This window comes from Enterococcus sp. 7E2_DIV0204, assembly GCF_002140855.1.
In the GTDB taxonomy this organism is placed as follows: domain Bacteria; phylum Bacillota; class Bacilli; order Lactobacillales; family Enterococcaceae; genus Enterococcus_L; species Enterococcus_L lemimoniae.
Window position 1 is genome coordinate 911,008 of record NZ_NGKY01000001.1, and the last position, 18,110, is coordinate 929,117.

General features: G+C 35.9%; 19 protein-coding genes. 8 read left to right on the forward strand and 11 right to left on the reverse strand.

The window, feature by feature from the left end; translation table 11 throughout:
* Positions 1-86: 86 nt before the first annotated feature.
* Positions 87-758: a hypothetical protein gene (locus tag A5819_RS04335; RefSeq protein ID WP_086277026.1), complete on the forward strand. Its 672-nt coding sequence runs from the start codon at positions 87-89 to the stop codon at positions 756-758.
* Positions 758-1,648 (forward strand): sce7725 family protein, encoded by an 891-nt coding sequence (locus A5819_RS04340; RefSeq protein WP_086277029.1) that lies wholly within the window; start codon positions 758-760, stop codon positions 1,646-1,648. Before A5819_RS04335 ends, A5819_RS04340 begins: the two co-directional genes overlap by 1 nt.
* Positions 1,649-1,693: 45 nt before the next feature.
* Here the strand turns inward: A5819_RS04340 and A5819_RS04345 are convergent, their stop codons facing one another.
* On the reverse strand, positions 1,694-2,890 hold the full coding sequence (locus tag A5819_RS04345) for a DUF998 domain-containing protein (protein ID WP_086277033.1): 1,197 nt from the start codon (positions 2,888-2,890) through the stop codon (positions 1,694-1,696).
* 207 nt (positions 2,891-3,097) lie between these two features.
* On the opposite strand from A5819_RS04345, the gene A5819_RS04350 reads away from it, so the two are divergent.
* Both A5819_RS04350 and A5819_RS04355 read left to right on the forward strand, forming a co-directional pair.
* The gene (locus A5819_RS04350) at positions 3,098-3,415 is read left to right on the forward strand and encodes a hypothetical protein (RefSeq protein WP_176271357.1); all 318 of its coding nucleotides are present in this window, start codon (positions 3,098-3,100) and stop codon (positions 3,413-3,415) included.
* A 63-nt stretch (positions 3,416-3,478) separates the two neighbouring features.
* Complete coding sequence (locus A5819_RS04355; RefSeq protein WP_086279648.1) at positions 3,479-4,504, forward strand: YdcF family protein; 1,026 nt, start codon at positions 3,479-3,481, stop codon at positions 4,502-4,504.
* A 187-nt stretch (positions 4,505-4,691) separates the two neighbouring features.
* Here the strand turns inward: A5819_RS04355 and A5819_RS04360 are convergent, their stop codons facing one another.
* The 10 genes from A5819_RS04360 to A5819_RS04400 form a co-directional block, all read right to left on the reverse strand.
* Entirely contained in the window at positions 4,692-5,159 is a 468-nt protein-coding gene (locus A5819_RS04360; RefSeq protein WP_086277036.1) for a GNAT family N-acetyltransferase, read from the reverse strand.
* A 172-nt stretch (positions 5,160-5,331) separates the two neighbouring features.
* Entirely contained in the window at positions 5,332-5,607 is a 276-nt protein-coding gene (locus A5819_RS04365; protein ID WP_086277038.1) for a hypothetical protein, read from the reverse strand.
* Positions 5,608-5,916: 309 nt separating this feature from the next.
* Entirely contained in the window at positions 5,917-7,020 is a 1,104-nt protein-coding gene (locus tag A5819_RS04370; RefSeq protein WP_086277041.1) for an NADH-dependent flavin oxidoreductase, read from the reverse strand.
* Positions 7,021-7,107: 87 nt separating this feature from the next.
* The gene (locus A5819_RS04375; protein ID WP_086277044.1) at positions 7,108-7,476 is read right to left on the reverse strand and encodes a MarR family winged helix-turn-helix transcriptional regulator; all 369 of its coding nucleotides are present in this window, start codon (positions 7,474-7,476) and stop codon (positions 7,108-7,110) included.
* 138 nt (positions 7,477-7,614) lie between these two features.
* Entirely contained in the window at positions 7,615-8,928 is a 1,314-nt protein-coding gene (locus A5819_RS04380) for an NCS2 family permease (RefSeq protein ID WP_086277047.1), read from the reverse strand.
* 209 nt (positions 8,929-9,137) lie between these two features.
* On the reverse strand, positions 9,138-10,058 hold the full coding sequence (locus A5819_RS04385) for a phosphatase PAP2 family protein (protein ID WP_086277050.1): 921 nt from the start codon (positions 10,056-10,058) through the stop codon (positions 9,138-9,140).
* A gap of 614 nt (positions 10,059-10,672) precedes the next feature.
* On the reverse strand, positions 10,673-11,596 hold the full coding sequence (locus A5819_RS04390) for a DUF4767 domain-containing protein (protein WP_086277053.1): 924 nt from the start codon (positions 11,594-11,596) through the stop codon (positions 10,673-10,675).
* A gap of 129 nt (positions 11,597-11,725) precedes the next feature.
* Positions 11,726-12,457: a phosphatase PAP2 family protein gene (locus A5819_RS04395; RefSeq protein ID WP_254907217.1), complete on the reverse strand. Its 732-nt coding sequence runs from the start codon at positions 12,455-12,457 to the stop codon at positions 11,726-11,728.
* 54 nt (positions 12,458-12,511) lie between these two features.
* Complete coding sequence (locus A5819_RS19695) at positions 12,512-12,634, reverse strand: hypothetical protein (protein ID WP_254907218.1); 123 nt, start codon at positions 12,632-12,634, stop codon at positions 12,512-12,514.
* Positions 12,635-13,004: 370 nt separating this feature from the next.
* Positions 13,005-13,658, reverse strand: a complete 654-nt coding sequence (locus A5819_RS04400; protein WP_086353018.1) for a DUF998 domain-containing protein — start codon at positions 13,656-13,658, stop codon at positions 13,005-13,007.
* A 351-nt stretch (positions 13,659-14,009) separates the two neighbouring features.
* Between A5819_RS04400 and A5819_RS04405 the strand changes: the two genes are divergently transcribed.
* From A5819_RS04405 to A5819_RS04420, 4 genes are all read left to right on the forward strand, one after another.
* The gene (locus A5819_RS04405; RefSeq protein ID WP_086277057.1) at positions 14,010-14,894 is read left to right on the forward strand and encodes an AraC family transcriptional regulator; all 885 of its coding nucleotides are present in this window, start codon (positions 14,010-14,012) and stop codon (positions 14,892-14,894) included.
* A 73-nt stretch (positions 14,895-14,967) separates the two neighbouring features.
* Complete coding sequence (locus A5819_RS04410) at positions 14,968-16,155, forward strand: MFS transporter (protein WP_086277061.1); 1,188 nt, start codon at positions 14,968-14,970, stop codon at positions 16,153-16,155.
* 16 nt (positions 16,156-16,171) lie between these two features.
* Positions 16,172-17,044: an alpha/beta hydrolase gene (locus tag A5819_RS04415; RefSeq protein WP_086277064.1), complete on the forward strand. Its 873-nt coding sequence runs from the start codon at positions 16,172-16,174 to the stop codon at positions 17,042-17,044.
* A gap of 41 nt (positions 17,045-17,085) precedes the next feature.
* A complete protein-coding gene (locus A5819_RS04420) occupies positions 17,086-18,015 on the forward strand; it encodes an ROK family protein (protein WP_254907219.1) in 930 nt (309 codons plus the stop codon).
* The last annotated feature ends 95 nt before the right edge of the window (positions 18,016-18,110 follow it).

Here is an 18,110-nt window from a genome sequence, read left to right on the forward strand (position 1 = left end):
TGCTTTTTAAAGAGTCGAAAAGAAAAAACACTTTATTTTTACGAACATACGTTTTATAGTATAAGAAAAGAATAAAGGAGTTAACAATGAAAACATCATTAACCACCCAAATGGAAGAGGTTCTTTATTATTATTGTCGGGAAAATGGAGATATCGTGGTAGAAGAAGTAACTATGCCGGACGATCAAGGAATTGTTGATATGCTCAGTTGCCGTTTGACTGCAGAAAAACAATTTGAATGGCGTTGTTACGAGTTAAAAGTTAGCACAGCCGATTTCCGCTCAAAGGCCAAACTTTCATTTATTGGCAACTATAACTATTTTGTCTTACCAGAAGCTCTTTTTGCAAAAATTAAAGAAGATATCCCTAAGCATGTCGGCGTGATGGTTTATCATCAATACCTTTCAACAGAAGATCAAATGCTACCTGGCTATTTTACGATCGAAAAAAAACCGCAACGGCAAGAACTTTTGGTCAAGGAACAAGAACTACTTTTCCGCTTGATTACAGCCCAAGCTCGTGAAGTTGGCAAAGCCAAACAAACTGCTCGAGGTTTACGAGTATTCTCAACAGATAAACTCTATAAAGAGCTGAAAAAAAGACAACCAGATTATGACTTATTCGGCGGAGGGATAAATTTCTATGATCGCTTCGTTGATGATATTTGTGATCAAGCAGTCGAAGCGTTAAAAAATGAATTGGATGCAACTCGTGAGGCTTATTTTGAGCTAGAACAGCGTCTTTTGGAGGGAAAATAATGTATTATCCTTATTTCCGCGGTAAGCAATTTGATTTATTGGCTTTGACAACCTTGGTAGAGCAACATCGTTTATCTACTAAGATCTTACCAATCATTGAACCGGTCAAAAACTCTAACGCGTTAAAAAAATTTATTCACTTGTTTCAAAAAGAAAATCACCCTTTTTATCTTATTCAAAATCCTCAAGCAGGTGATTTCTTGACCGAAGACGGACTGCTCTATCTAAATTCTTTGTCCTTAGATAAAGCGATGATCGTAGAACAGCCTATCGAAACCTTACACACAGAATCCCAATTATTTGTGATCAACAATTCAACTCCAGCACTTCAAAGTGATTGGCAATCAAATCAAATCAAGGTTCTGCTACCAAAAGAATTTCGTTTACTGCAAAAAATCAAAGGTGATAAAATTCTCTCACAAGATGTTTTTACTAGACTACCTAAAACAAGTTTTTATCAAGAATGTCCAGATGAACTTTTTTCTGATACTCATTTGACCTTTCAAAAAAGTGGTTTTATTGGATTTAGTGATTTTTCTATTGATAGTCGCATTTATTATGAACATAGTTATCCTTCAAAAATCTTAAGCCTCCATCTCGTCTATTTTAAACAAAAGCAATTGCGCATCCATCATTTTCTTTCAAGCGAAGACGCTCCGAGTCAAAAAGATCAGTTCTTTGAACTCATGGCTGAGGTGAGTGACTGGGGGAATACCTTATATGGTGAGAACGTAACATTTGGGATTGAATTATTACTTGAATCAGTTTCAAAAGAAAAATTCCCTGGTATGGGTGTGATGAGAAAAGCGACTGTAATGCACCATATGGAACTGATGTCTCGTTACCTGGATCAACATACCGATGAGACAGAAGCGTTTATTCGCACTTAAGGTCCAAGACAAAAGTAAATACTACTTTTGTCTCAGACCCTTTTTTCACTCTTGCTCTTCTTGTTTTTCTGAAGCTAGTTTCACCTTCACTTCAAAGGTATTATTGATATTTTGTGCCATTTTCTGTAGATTTTGGAGTAATAAAACGATCCAGCTAAATGCCAACATAAATGATAATAACTCAAATGCTGTCAATGAGAGATAACTCGTCCATTGAAATAGCACAACAACCACAACTAAGGTCGCTGCGATCATATAAGAAATCGACAAAAACTCTTTCGTTACATTTGGTAATAGCCATTTGATCCCTACAATCAAAATGACGATCAAATACACTAAATAACCAGCTACTTGATTATGAACGCCTTGAAAAGGACCCGTTTCAGTATAAGGAAATAATCCGACAGCCCCAAGATCTAGCGCTGTTAACGTTAGTAAAACTCTTAAGATCGTCAATTGTTTACTATGGGGAATCGCTTTTTGCAACTCTACAAATAATCCATCAATCAAAGCTACCATCAGTAAGGAAGAAAACATCAGCGTTAAATTAAATTGCCAACTACTTTTCGCTTCAATCGTTCCTAAAAAACTAAAATTAAATTGCCACCATTGATAATCTTTATTTGTAATCATCGCCAGTAGAACACCACCAATAATCACGAAAATCAATAGATTTGTCAGTTTAGCCGGCGTGATCGACAACGCTGAATAAATCATAAAATAATTGACTAAACCAACAAAGACAAAAAATAGTAGTGTTGCTGTATAACGGTCAAATGTTGCACCGATAAAAACAAGTCCAATCACTTTGAAAAAAACGAGTAATGCAAAAACTAAAATAACAATAAATGACAGTAAGATCGTAGGAAAATTCCGCCAGTAAATATCCTTTGATTTTGTTGTGACTTGAGCTCTTTTTCCTTTAATAAAAAAGAGTAAGAAGCTAAATACGCCACTTAACACCCCAAATGACAGCACAAAGTTCGCAATTGAATATGCCCCTACTAACGCAATTTGGGTTTTGTCAGTATAAAATAAGTACCCTAAAAATAAAAGGCTGATCACCAATGTCGGAATCAAAAACCATCTTAATGAAAGGGTTTGATTCCCTGGTGCTTTCTTTTTTGGTTCAATCACTATTTTTTGATCCTTGATACTTACCGTCACTTCATCTTCGTTTTCTAAATGAAATTCTTCTACTATTTTTTCAGGTATCGTTATACTAAATGTATTTTTTCCCACACCCGTTCCCCCTATTCTTAAGTTAATACCTCATAAATATTATAGATTTATTGTGTTTAAAAGCAAGCTATAGACATTCTTTAGACTATTTAATGGCAAAAAATTCTGCTTGTCTTTCAGTATTGTTCGTTTTTATTCACATTAATCGATGATAGAAATTTTGTTTTTTTATATACTAACGTTAAATAGTATTCAAAGGAGCTTTTTATGTTAAAAAAAATCTTAATTTCTTTTTTAGGTCTAATTATTCTATCTGTAGTGGGGATTTTACTCTACAATCATGTTAAACATAAACCTGTTCACGGAATCATTGTGTTAGATAAAGATGAAAAAAGAGTAACTGATGCAATCGATTCACAAAAAGGAGATATTGAGAAGTCCATCGTTGTAAATGGTAAATGGGTCAAAAATTCGAACACCCTTGTTTTAAATACAACTGATGCTAAAAAAATAGCAACACTTAATGGCTTTCAAAAAGTAACTAGTAAAAAAATGAGTATACATTTCTCGAAAAAAATTCTATAGAAGATGGAAAAAATGAATGATTTTTTTCCATCCTATTTATTTGGAGAAGGAGAGTTCTATTTCATGCCACTAGTTATTATATCGTGTGTTTTTATTGTGATTGGAGTACTTATTTTACTAAAAGAACGGCGCAGTTTTTTAGGGGGAATGAGTTTTGCCTTTGGCGGTTTGTTCCTTACATTTACCTTGTTAATCATGGGGTTATTAAAGATAGGAGAAATTTCTGCAAGCAGTTCGACATTGGCTACCATGATTGTCTATGAATTGTTTCCACTGCTATTTTTAGGTGTCTGTTCCTTTTTTATTTTTAATACACATACAATGCAAACCAAAGAAGGTCGCATTGTTACTGCAAAACTTTCCGCGTTGTTGGGTATCAATCTACTCATTGCCGTACCAGCTTTTTTCTATTTATTGTCTATGGGATCAAGTAATATTCCGGTCTGGCTTTTTTCAATTTTAATTTTTTTATTATTATGTGATTTGCTCTTTTCTTTTCTGTTCACTTGTTATTTATTTTATTCATGGATGTATCAAATGATTCCAATCAAAAAGAAAGTTGATTACATCATCGCCTTAGGTTCTGGTATCAGAAGTGAGGAAGTTCCCCCACTGCTTAAAAGTAGATTGGATAAAGCAATTGAGGATTATCATAAAAATTCAACTGCTAAAATTGTTGTTAGTAGTGGCCAAGGAGCAGATGAACCGGTTTCGGAAGCCTTTGCCATGAAAAAGTATTTGCTATCACAGCAAATACCAGATGTTCAGATTTTAATGGAGGATCAATCAACAACAACCTTTGAAAATATGACTTTTTCAAAAGAAATTATTTTTGAAGACTGGAATAATAAAGACCAAATTCCGACGATTCTCTTCTCAACAAATAATTATCATGTTTTAAGAGGAGCCTTATATGTTAGAAAAGCTCATTTAAAAGCAGAAGGCGTGGGTGCCCCAACTGCTCTATATTTTCTTCCTACTGCTCTTATTCGCGAATATATTGCTTTATTAACTCAATATAAGTGGTTTACAGTCTCTATGATCTTAGTTTGTTTAGCCTTCGTTATCATTAGTGCATTGCCTTACTAAACTTACTAACGTCTAGCAAGATTGGCTATTCAATATAATTAGCCTATTTAAAAAGAGGGTAAAAAAGGCGTTAAGCCCTGATAAATAAGAAAGTGCTGCCTCTATTTCCACCGTCTATTCGAATTTTAAGTGACTGGGTTATAGCTCCTAGAGTGATAGCCCAGTCACTTTTTTTCTGCTCATCTTCTTACTTAGCTGTTTTTATTGTTTTCTTCATACAAATACATAACTCGTCACCAATAAACTCACCATAATTTGGAATGATGTGATAGCCGTGTCGTTCATAGAATCGAATAGCACCTGACATATCTTTACCCGTTTCTAAAACAGCTTGCTGATAGCCTTTTTCTAGTATATCTGCCTCTAATGCTTGGATGATTTCACTTGCTGCCCCGTTACCGCGGCTCGTTTGTTGTACATACATTCGTTTAATTTCTGGTGTCTGTTCATCCAACAGTTTCCAACAGCCGCAGCCAACTGCAACTTGATCATCATAAGCCACCACCGCGCATACCATTTCAGCTATATTGTGATGATTTTGATATCCTTGAGCGACCTCTGTCCCCCATTCTTCATTGAAAAAATCATTTAATTCCTGAATTAAATTCAATAAATCTGGATGGGTCATGGATACTTTTTCTATTTTGATTGTCATTATGAGCCACCTCCACTTTTTTATTTTGTCTTCTGGCTTTATTTTACCTATTCTTGTATTTCAAAGTAAAGAACAATAGAAAACCACTTGGCATTATCGCAAGTAGTTTTCTATTGTTTTATTATGTGATTTGTAAGAAGACGTAATTAAACGCTTTCATTTCCATCTATCGTTATAATCCACCTAAACTTGCTAAATAAAAATCTAATGTATAGAAACGATAGTCGCTTTTAGAATACTTCGATTTTTTATCTTGTAATTGATCGATCAGTGTTAAACGCTCTGGTTCTTCAACTTCTGCCCAATCTTGTTCGCCCATTCTACAATACAGGCGAAAAGGTAATTCAACATCCATATGAACTTCCAAAAATCCCTCTGGCTCTCCTAATCCATGGTATTCCACATCTGTAATGATTTCGCCTACATAATTTAGATATTTTTTACTCATTACGCTCGACCTCCTAATAATTTTTAAGACCAAAAAAATATTTTTCTTTATACTGAAATTGTACTAAACATTTCGAGAATAAACAACTAATTTTTGATTTTCTAAATTAAAATAAAAACCTGATCGGCTAGACAAAAGGTGTGAAACAAAAGTAAAAAATACTTTTGGTTCACACCTTAAATACAAATAAACGGTGGGAGTAAATGGTCCTCGATGCTTCGAGGATCGAAGTGAAACGAGAACTGTAGATGCAGAAGCAACTCTTTCTGTCCCAACCGCTCTAATCTTTCAGTTTTTTGGCTCTACTCTTTATTTAAGGCGTTCAGGCATCATTCCTTCTAAAAAGCCCCAAACACCATTACTGATGTGTAATTCATCTCGATCATAGTGAGAAAGTTCTGTCCTGATAAGATGATCTTGATCATCTAACACTTTCTGTGCCCAATGAGGATCGATCAAAATTGCTCGCCCAATAGCAGCTAAGTCTGCTGTTGCTAATACTTCTTTAACATCTTGGCCATTTCTAATATCTCCAACACCGATCAGTGGTAAGCGCCCGTTGATTGTTTCATTTATATATTCTATGATCGGCTTTGCTTTAAACTCATCACTGACAGAATGATTTCTATAATTACTCATTGATAAATGGAGATAGTCTAACGGTTTATCAGCCAACCGATCAACTAGAAATAAAGTATCGCTTAAGCGAATACCTGGATTTTCATATTCTTCAGGTGAAAAACGATAACCAACAATAAAATCTTTTACGCCCGATTGATCGACAACAGCTGTTACACCATCAACTAAATCATCAATAAATTTAACTCTTTTTTCTAAGGGACCGCCCCAATCATCCGTCCGGCGATTAGAATGCTGCGAGAAAAACTGTTGGATCAAATACGTATTGGCACCATGAAGCTCTACACCATCGAATCCTGCTTTAATGGCACGTTCAGTTGCTTGTTTAAAGCTTTCTAAGATTTCGATTATCTCTTCTTCTACTAAAGCTCTTGGCGTTTCAGCAGCTGGTCGCTCAGCAGCTATAGCACTAGGAGCAACTGGTTGAGCACCTTGTAAAACTTTAGAATCTGTCATTCGTCCACCATGAAAGAGCTGTAAAATTGCTTTTGTATGATTCTTTTTAATAGCCGCTGCTAGTTTGGATAACCCTGGAATAAAGCGATCATCATAGACTCCTAACTCACCATCCCAACCTTTACCACCTTTATGAACATTGGCGGCCGCAGTGATAAACGCACCCACTTCACCTGTTCGTAAGGCATAGTAGTCAATTTCATCATTTGTTACAATACCATCAAAAAATGACATTTTTGTCGTCATGGGTGCAACAACCAGTCTATTTTTTAAACGTAGGCCTCTTTTAAACGTTAAACCTTCAGCTAAATTACTCATTATAATTTTCCCCTCCATTAATATGCATGTGCATGCAACTAATTAAATAATAAAGAATAAAAGACTAAAAAGCAACTTATTAGTCTTTTAAACAAAATATTCTTTTAAAATAGCATCCACTTCTTGCTCGACTGAGGTCAACAATTGCGCACCTTCATCCGTCAAATCAACATAGACACCACGTTTATCATCTGAACAGATTCTTCTTTCAATAACGGATGACTTTCTATCTTCCAAGCGTTTGATTAAACGCGACAGCGCACTTTGGCTCAAACACAAATAGTTGCCTAAATCGTTCAGCCGCATATGACAACCATTTTGTCTAAGTTGATATAAAGCATAATACTCACTCGTAGTAAGTTGGCTATTTTTCTGCAACATTTCTTCTAATTTTTTTTCAACTATGGACTGTTTCTTTGTATAATCCAGCCATTGTGACATAAGTGGTGTTTCCATTTAATCATCCCTTGTCGATTATTCTCTTCAACTAGTTATAGTTTGCTTGTTTTTAGCATAAAAGTCAAAGTTTTAAGAAATTAAAAAGGAGATCAGACAAAATACAGATAAACGGTAGGTGAAAAAGTAATCTCTTCACTACTTAACATTTAAAATCCACATAAATCCTACAAAAACAAAGAATAAGCCGTACATAATTGGCGAAACTTCTTTCCCACGTTTAGCCGCAATCATTGTGATTGGATAAAAGATAAAGCCAAGCGCGATTCCATCGGAAATACTGTAAGTTAATGGCATACCTAACAAAATCAAGAAAGATGGAATGGCGATTTCCATTTCTTTCCACTTTATTTGGCTAAGTGATTGCGCCATTAAAACGCCCACAACAATTAGCGCTGGCGCCGTTACTTGAGACGTTACCACTGAAAGTAATGGTGAGAAAAACAGACCAACAATGAAGAAAAGACCTGTTGTCACTGCGGTCAGTCCGGAACGTCCGCCAACGGCAATCCCTGCAGATGATTCTACATATGCACCAACAGGAGAAGTACCCAACAGTGAACCTGCCAACATCGCAGTGGAATCTGCTGCTAATGCTTTTCCAACACGCGGCATTTTATTGTCTTTCATAAAACCTGCTTGATTGGCTAATCCTACCAATGTTCCCGCCGTATCAAAGAATGTTACTAATAGAAAGGTCAAAACAACAACCCATAACTGGATTGAATTGATGTCTCCTACATGTTTTAGTGCAACTAAAAAAGTTGGCTTAAGACTTGGCGCAGCTGAAATAATCTGAGTTGGTGCTTGAATCAAACCAGTTACTAAACCTAAAATAGTTGTAGCTGTCATCCCAATAAAAATCCCACCTGGAACACGACGCACCATCATAATAGCTGTAATCGCTAGACCAAAAATAGTCAGCCATGTTGTTCCAACATTTAAAGGCCCTAAAGCAACCAATGTTGATTCATTCGCTACGATGATCCCACCTTCACTCAATCCTAAAAAGGCGATAAATAAGCCAATTCCTCCAGAAATAGCATACTTTAAATCCGCTGGTATTGCATCAATGATCAACTCACGTAATTTGAATATCGTGATCAAAATAAAAATCAATGAAGCAACAAACACGCCAGCTAACGCTGTTTCCCACGGAACACCCATACCGACACAAACAGAATAAGCAAAAAAGGCATTGATTCCCAATGCAGGCGCTGTTGCGATCGGATATTTCGCAAAAATTCCCATCAAAATACAGCCTAATGCACTAGCTAGTGCTGTCGCAGTAAAAACAGCTCCCTCGTCCATTCCAGAAGCACCCAAAACAGTTGGGTTTACAAATAGAATATACGCCATTGAAATAAATGTTGTAAATCCCGCTAAAAATTCACGTTTAACAGTTGTATTTAATTGCTCAATCTCAAAATAAGAAATAATTCTTTCTTTCACTTGATATCCTCCTAAAATCTGAATAATAAAAATTTGTAAAATTGCGTTATACTACTTAAACAACGTGTTTAATCATATAATAAAGAACAAAATAAGTAAATACAAAGGATACAATCTGCATCGTCGTTACGTTATTTTACTGCAAACAAAAATAGTGAGATTCCCTGTACCAAGAAATCTCACCATTTCACTATTAAACAACGACCTTATTAAGATAATATTTCTCCATCTAAGCGTTGATTTAAAAGACGACTCACCACATAAATCACCATTATTGCAATAATAGAACCGACCGCAACATCGCTCAAAAAATGTGCGCCAATCCGAACTCTCGACCATGCAACCAAACAACCAAATAGACTTGCTAAAAGTACGATTCTCTGTCGTTTCTTTTTCTTCAAAGGCTCAACAAATAGTGGTAAATATAACCCTAACCAGGCTTGCTCTGAATGTCCGGAAGGAAACGACTTATGACCGTTCGCTCCATTGATTTGCCACCAACTTGTATAATCCGACCAGTTACTTTGCAATTCATAAGGACGGAATCTGCCCCAAAATCCTTTCATCACATCTACGAGTGTATTGGCAGTATAAACAACAATAATTGCACCTAACCCTACCATGAGCAGTCCTCGCATTTCCTGATGCGTTTTCTCTTTCAACCAATAACTGCATAGTCCACAACCGATAATAAAGACTAGTAAAGATAGGATTACAAGTGCTGGGAAAAACCATTGCGGAAAATTAATTGTAGCAGAACCGTCATTATTAGCAGCTCCAATTGGCTGATTATTTTGTTTATTATTCAATGACGTCACGGTATAAAAAAGCATGATTTTGATCATTTGCCAGATTTGATAGAAACCAGCAATAATAGCAATAAAATAAATACTTCCCTTAGCGAAACTTGGCAAATTACTTTGTTTAGCGTAATAAATAAAAATCTGAGTCGACAAAAAAATAATGATTCCTGGAAAAATCAAGCCGTAATTTTGAAAAAATGTTCCAAACAATGACCCCTGATACATTATTCCTTGACTGATTTGCTTATCCCAAACCCCACCAATTAGTAACAAAAGACCTAAACATACAAGTGTAACTATTTCTCTTTTTTCTTTTACAAAGTTCATTTATAAGCCTCCTCTCTATACTAAATTGTAAGAGAGAATTGTTGCATTTTTGTATTATCCTCGTATAGATTCAGTTAAGATTGAGTAAACACTTCAACCTTAACTGTTTTTACAATAAAAAAAAGTTCTGGGTGTGGGACAAAAGTCAAAAGCACTTTTGTTTCACACCCTAAATACGAATAAACGGTGGGATCAAACGGTCCTCCATGCTTCGAGGATCGGAGTGAAACGAGAACCGTAGATGCAGAAGCAACCACTACACTACACTTCGTTTCGATCTCATTAACTTCTACGCATGAAACATGCTAGAGTTAAAGGCCTCCGCTTCGATCACATCAAACTCTAAGTGCTAAAGCACTAAGATTTGAAGGCTTCGGAAATAAGCTGAAATTGTTGTAAAACACAATGAGGAACGAGTTGATGTTGCACAGTACCTACCTGGTCACAAAAATTTGAAGAGCACCGAGTAGGTACCAATCATCAGTTCGTAAACTCACTGTGATTCTTGGCAATTTTCGTGAATTCCTTCTTATTTCTCGGGGATAAACACTCCTGTCCCAACCTCAGAACTTATATAATTTTCTTTTGACAGATTTAATAACAAATTATCCTTATCAATTGCCAACAATTTCAGCAAAGCCATTGTTTAAGTCGGCATTTTGTGACTGTTCAAAGTAAATCATATTTTCAGCATTCCCTTGATTTTGCATGGTCACCAAAACTACAGGCTGACCGTTTAGAATCGTAAAAAGATATAAATGTCTATCCATTTTAGTCGTTGTAGCAATATCCGAATAGATAGCAACAACATTATAGATATCACTAACGGTACCCATTTCAGACCACTGAAGGATTACTTGATTTCCTCCTACAGCTATATTATTTCTAGTTAATGTACTTGGGAAACTATAACCATACCAGTTTGCTTCAAAACTAGGAGAATACTCTATATAAGATTGCCCCATCACATCGCCCCAACTTTGCATAAACGCAAGCAACTCAGATCTTTTTTGAAGATTCCATACTGTATCTGTTGTCGCTGTTGGCGGAGCTGAAGGTGGTGTTGGTTTAGATGGTTCAGTTGTTTCTTTTTTGCTATCTTCACGCTCTTCAACGATTTCTTTGTTTATATCTTCTGTCAATTCTTTACCGTATTGTTTCAGCGCCTTTGAGCCATCTTTAGCTTCAACTAATACAGATAATTCTTTTAGTGCCTTAGAATATTCTTTCTTATCTTTCAATGAGAGAACGTTTTGATATAACGTAACTTGTTCTGCTAATTTCTTGGCTTCATCACTGTCTTTTCTGTACTCCAATGCTAATTGAAAAGCCGCAACAGCTTTAGACATATCTTTATCGACAATCGCTTCTTTCCCTTTAGCCATTGCTGAATCATATTCCTTTTGTTTTTTGTCACTTGTTGAGGTTACTGTTGCTTCATCACTGGTCGTTGAAGTCACGCTCTTATTATTTGAGCAACTCGCCATTAAACCAATAATCACACATGAACATACCCCAATCAATAACTTTTTCATCATTGTACACTCCCTTTAGGACCTACACTTTTCCCTACTTGTATTATCCATTACTATTTGCTTTATGACAAGCAGAGTTGATAATAAAAAGAGAGCGTATTTCTCGGAGCGAGTGACATTTGATAAAACGACTTATTCTTTTACTAAATTAAGCTGTGCACATCTTGTTCCAACAAAAATCAAGAAAATAATAATAAAAGCACCCATTGTTGCATCACTAAAGAAATGACAACCTAATAATACTCTACTGATTGCTGTAATGGCTCCCCAAGTAATCCCAAAAATCAATAAATTTTTTCGTAACTTTATATTTTTAGGACTAGCATATAAAGGAAAGAATAAGGCAAACATACTTTCACAAGAATGTCCTGATGGAAATGATTTGTGGCCTGTCGGGCCGTTCATTTTATACCACGGAGTAAAATTATCTTGAGCAGCATTCAGCTCATAAGGTCGAAATCGTCCCCACAAGATTTTGATTTCTTCTACACACATTAAATAAACAAATGCCACGGCAATATCTAAGATCGCCACGCGCATCAAACGATCCAGCTCTTCAGCCGTTTTACGTCTTAACCAGTTTTGGATGATCACTGTCGCTATTGCAAAAACCACAAAACAAATGATGATATTGATAGCAGTCGATAATGTTGGATTGGCTCCCCCATCATTATTTCCTTGTCGAATCGGTCTATTGTGCTCCACGTTTTGGATGGATGATAATGTATATTGGATAGCAAATTTTAGATAATACCATATTCCATAAAATGCTAGACCTACACCAGCAATAACAATCAATAATTTTGCGATCCTTGGCTGACTCGATCGAATCGCGTGATGAATGATAATTTCTCCGCTCATCATAATAACAACACCTACTGGAAAACAGGCATAATTTTGTAAAAAAGTTGCAATGTATTAATTTTGACTCATCACCGCATTTGAGATAGCTAAGTCCCCAAACGTACCAATCCCAAGTAAAATCACAAAAATAGCGATAATCATTGCAACCCTTCTACTCTTTGACATTTTCGTTAACATTTTAAAACCTCCTAAAATTAAAAGCGTAGTGGGATCGTCCAGCTTCGACTGGAAAATAGGAAAAATTGACTGAGGTGCTTTTTGCCTCATTCCATTTTTGTCTTTTTGCCGAGAGGATAGCCCGCGTAGCTAGATAACACACGGTGACAACGTTCCACTTCGTTTCACCTAATGTTTTTTACCACAAGCAATAGTTTATCCCTTCACAAAAGAAAACTTCATACATTTTATATGTTATTTCTTAAAAAAGAGAATAATTCATCTATAGGGCTTCATTAAAATAAGAAAAGGATAAAACAAAAGTAAAAAAACACTTTTGCTTCATCCTCTATTTATCGGGATTAAACGCTTCTGTTTCACTCGCTTCATTTTAATTATCCACAGCTTTACTATTTTTAATTTGTTCTATAGAAAAAATGACAATCGGTAAATAATTAAAAAAGAAACTAATGCGCTGACAAAAACCAATTTGATTCAGAAGCGGCAATTGTTCTAGTGCTGGGATTCGGGCTAATCCATAAATACCTGCGAAAAAAAGGCTAGTTCCCAGTAAACTAAAATATAATTTACTATACATTACTTTCTTTTGCTTGCGATACAGTAAAGATAAAAAGAACGGAAAAAGTAAAAATCCTGCATAACCTAACCCAGAACCAATATTATGAATCCACGTAGAAAGAGTCCAAGTTGCTTGTTCAGTATTAATACTAAAAAGTCCCGTAAAAATACAATCGCCAACACCATACACCCCAATCGAAGTCGTTAGCAAGATTGCCAACGTTCGCGATGTACGAATAAAAGCATGATATATTGCTGGTAATGCTAAAACAAACAATAGACCCGATACCACAGACCAAATTAAAAAAACTTGCCTGACAGGACTATTTATATCACCAAAAATACTGATTACCATGGTCAGCTGGTTTATTTCTGGGTAAAAAAAACCTAAAATATAAGGCGTTAAAAAATCGCTTATTGCGCCTAATAATAGAAAGTAGAAGCCATACCTGTCTCTTATACACATCTAGATGTGTATAAGAGACAGACTCTATTCACTGTGTTTCAAAGCAAAAGCGTAGTGGGCTCATTCAGTCTCGACTGAAAAATAGGAAATTATGTTTGCGGCGTTCCTTGCCACACTCAGATTTTATCTTTTTTCCGAGAGACTAGCCCACGCAGCTAGATAACACATGGTAAAATTATAACAGATTACATTATCTTATCAGATGACTACATACTCTAATTATAAGCAATCAACGAAAATTTTTCACGCAATTGAACTATTCATTATCCTTTATAACCATCACATCCTACTATTTAAATTGAGTAATTCATGCTACTATACATTTAAAAATCTTTTTATTGAGAGGTAAAAATGTTTCAGCATGAAATCGTTGATGTTACTAAAGACCAACTGCCATTTAAAGTGATCGTTCACAAAAATACTAGCGCAACTATCCCTAAGCATTGGCACCGTTCTTTTGAATTAAGTTTCACTGCAAAAGGAAAGATTGATGAGTTTATTATCAATGGACAACACTATGCCCCAACAACTGGAACGATTTTGGTGATCAATCCTAATGAGGTTCATGCTATCTCTGGCTCCACTAAAGACGATGAAGAAAATAGTGCTCTGTCCATTTTGATTCCATATTCCTTTATGACAGAATATATACCTGAATTTAGCTACCGTTTTTATGAAATTCCGCCAGAACAGCAACGAACGTTATCACAACAACAACACTATAAAGAATTGCAGCAATACTTTTACCACTTATTTCAAGTAATGGAACAGCCTGACGCATTTTCTAGTTTAAAAATCTTGAGTTTGGTTTATGATATTCTTTATCATCTAACGAAAGCTTTTTCTAGTGTTCGTGAAATCAAAAATGATTTTTCGGTTGCTACAACAGAGGAGTTTGCTTGGATCGATAGTGTTTTAGTCTATATTCAGCAGTATTTTGCTAGTCCTCTTACTGTCAGTGAATTAGCAGAAGCAAATCATTTAGCACCTAGCTATTTTTCTCGGAAATTCAAAAAGTATATGGACATGTCAGTGATGGAATATGTAGCAGAGATTCGTTTACAAGCAGCTTTTCAACAAATCGCCCACACAACTCGTTCTATCAAAGCCATTTCCGATAGTTGTGGTTTTGCCAATCATAAATCGTTGATCAGTAAATTTAAAAAGAGTTATGGTATGACCCCTTTGAACTATCGGCAAAATTTGAAAGTAAGTCATAAAAATCAAAAAAAATAGTCAGTTTCCTACCCTCGTAAGTAAACGCTTGCATTTGTAATACAAGTAACAAAAGAAAGGTAGGTTATCGACTATGAAGTTACAAAAACAGCATTGGCTTTTTAAATTGTCTCTGCTCTCAGTTTCGGTTCTGTTAATGTCAGCACCCATTATTTCAGCTGCCTTACCATTAATGTTTACAGATTTTCCTGATCAGTCAAAGTCAGCAATTGAGACCCTGTTAACAGTACCAAACTTTGGCATTATCTTAGCGCTCTTGATCAGTCCACTCTGTATTCGTTTTTTTTGGAAAAAAAATACTGTGATACTCGGCTTATGTATTGCTTTAGTAAGCGGGATTTTACCAGCAATCATTAACAACTATTCAATGATTCTTGCTTCTCGCTTTATGTTTGGGGCTGGAATCGGGTTATTCAATTCTTTAGCAGTAAGTTTACTGGCTGAATTTTATCAAGGAGACGAATTATCCACGATGATGGGCTATCAATCTGTAGCTGGTTCGCTAGGTAGTGCCGCATTATCTTTTTTAATCAGTTACTTGGTCACTTTAGGCTGGCTCCAAACATTTTGGGCTTATTTGATTATTATCCCAGTACTACTATTATTTAGCTTTTTTGTGACGATCGATGAAAAGAAAGCAGCAACTACATCAAAAGCCGCAGCTCCAGAAAAAATCACCTTTAATTTAGCTGTGATTGGTTTATCTGTCCTAATTTTTTTCCTGTTTGCCTTCTTTATGACATCTGTTGTGAAACTACCGGAATTTATTGTTTCTAGCGGTATCGGCAGTACCAGCAGCGTATCAATTATCGCTGGTCTTAGCACACTCGTTGGTATTCCCATTGGTCTATTTTATGGGAAAATCCACAAGCTACTGAAGCAAACGCTTTTACCGCTAGGATTACTTCTAGCTGCGATTGGGTTCTTTATTATCAGTAAATCCAGTAATTTGCCAATTTTGATTATTGGCGTTCTCTTGATCGGGATTGGTTTTGGTGCCTCGGTGCCTTTCATCTATACTTGGACTGCAAAAGTAGCACCCAAAAATGCCATTAATATTTCTTATACTTGTTTGATTATCGCAACCAACATCGGTGTTTTTTTCTCACCAATATTATTAAATACTTTAGGAAATTTATTTGGAAATTCTTCACCTGCATTCAGTATGTTAGTAGCATCCGGCGGTTTTTTAGCGCTTGCTGTAGTGATGGGGACTAGCTTATTGATAAAAGAAAAAAATCGATCTTTACTAAAAAATTAATTAGGAGGCAACAACTATGCTAGCAATTGATATTCCAACAATGCGGATCCAAATGCAAGAAACCGACCAAAAGCGTGATTTTGGTTTAACTGAACCTGACACTTTAGAAACATTCAAGGATTTATCCTACGGTCCATATGGCATTGAAAATACATTTGATATTTACTATCCAAAAGGGACGGATCATTGCTTACCAACAATCATCAATATCCACGGTGGTGGTTTCTTCTATGGAGACAAAGAACTTTATCGTTTTTACACCATGTATTTAGCCACACAAGGCTTTACTGTCGTAAATTTTAATTATCGTTTAGCGCCAGATCATCGCTATCCAGCGCCATTGGAAGATACCAACACCTTAATGAATTGGTTGATCGAACACGCAAAAAACTACTATATTGATCTAAATAACCTTTTCTTAGTTGGCGATAGCGCAGGCGGGCAACTAGCAGAACAATATGCAACGTTAACAAGTAATCCAACTTATGCACAAAAATTTTCATTTAAGATTGCAGCAGTTCAATTTAAAGCAGTTGCTTTGAATTGCGGTGCCTATTTCCTTGGACAAAACGCTGCCGTTAATCAAGATTTTCCGTTTTACTTTGGTGAAACAATGACACCTACACTTGAAAGTCAGTTTCCGGTAGAAAGCTACATCACAGCTGATTTCCCACCAGCTTTTGTTGCAACATCTACCCATGATTTTCTAAAAGAAATTGCCAAACCATTGGCTGATCATTTAACCTCCGTTGGCGTTGAAACAACCTACAAACTTTATACAAATTCAGATGGCTCAGAGCTAGGACATGTCTTTCATTTAAATCAAAAAAGTGACATTGCCAAAGAGTGTAATAATGAGGAAATTGCTTTTTTCATCCGTTTTCTTTAAGATGGATACAAAAGTAATTTATTGGGAATTCGGAGGGTTGAATGATGCATTATTTAAGTATTGATGTTGGTGGAACTTATATTAAATTTGGGCTGATCGATCGGGCTGGCAATTTTATTCAAACTTGGAGACGATCCACTCCTAAAACTTTGGTGCTATTCAAAGAAGTGATTACTTCTGAAATAACTGCTCAAAAAGAACAAATAAAAGGAATCGCTATGAGTTGTCCGGGTAGAATCGATTCAGCTAAAGGGTATGTCCATACTGGAGGGGCCTTGCTATTTCTTTATGATTTTTCTATGAAAGAATGGATTGCCAGTATTACTGATTTACCCTTTGCAGTGATCAATGATGGTAAGGCAGCGGCATTAGCGGAATGGTGGATCGGTAATCTAAAAGGAATTGAAAATGGTGCAGCAGTCGTTTTAGGCACTGGCATTGGCGGTGGATTGATTTTAGATAATCATTTACACCAAGGTCCACATTTTCAAGCAGGTGAACTAAGCTTTCTGATTCGACAATCACCAAATCCTGAACAACCTCAAATCTTTGGTTTTCATGGGTCTGCCGTAAAATTTATGAAAGAAGCTACTGCACTGCTAGATGTTTCAACAGACGATCATGACGCTGTTTTTCTGGCAATAACAGAACACTCATCGCTTGCTTTAACCACCTTATTTGAACATTATTGTCGTGATATTGCCATTCTTCTGATCGATATGCAAGTCTTATTAGATTTAGAAAAAATCGTGATTGGTGGTGGCATCAGTGCCCAAGACAGTCTGATTGAAATGATTCAGATGCAATATTCTATTGTTAGACAGGAAGAAACAATGCTGGGACAAACATTTCCTCCTCTTGTTATAGAAGCCTGTGCTTTTCGAAATTCTTCGAATTTATTGGGGGCTTTGTATCAGTTGTTTGTTGAACTTGATTCTTCCGAAACCAATCAATCCATAAAATCTAAATAACCAGAGGTTGGGACAGAAGCGTTTAGACCCGAGAAATAAGCTGCTTCTGCCCCCACCATTTATTCAGGATTAACGTATTTAACAAAAAGTGAACC